This is a genomic window from Arthrobacter sp. C152 (assembly GCF_054890965.1).
In genome coordinates, this window is the sequence record NZ_JBTZSU010000108.1 from 1 (window position 1) to 465 (window position 465).

1 protein-coding gene is annotated in these 465 nt (G+C 64.7%); it reads right to left on the minus strand.

Annotation, left to right across the window (positions count from 1 at the left end; genetic code table 11):
- Positions 1-3: 3 nt before the first annotated feature.
- A partial coding sequence (locus ACYSM9_RS21925) for a thiamine pyrophosphate-dependent enzyme (protein WP_461859053.1) occupies positions 4-465 on the minus strand: 462 nt, incomplete at its 5' end.

The window sequence follows — 465 nt, forward strand, 5'->3', positions numbered from 1 at the left end:
GGGTCAGCCGAGCAGTTTGCGCTGGCGTGACTTGTGGTCGACGTAGGTCTGGAAGGCCTGCTTGGTGGATCCCAGTTCGGAGATCTGGGAGACGGGGACGTCCCACCAGGATTCGGAGGACGGTGCGTCCAGCAGGGGGTCGGATTCGACGTGGATCAGGATCGGGCCGCCGTTTTCGGGGGCGGCTTTGGCGTCGCGGATGGCCTGTTCGAGTTCGGCAATGACCTTCTCGCCGGGTTCGATCCGGATGACCTTCACGCCCAGGGACTCGGCGTTCAGGGCCAGGTCCACGGGCAGGGTCTCGCCCTCGTCGAAGCTGTGCTGTTCCTCGTCCAGCTCCCGGTACTGGGTGCCGAACCGCTGCGATCCCAGCATTTCGGAGAGGGAGCCGATGGACGCGTAGCCGTGGTTCTGGATCAGGACCACGATCAGCTTGATGCGTTCGGCGACGGCGGTGACCAGTTC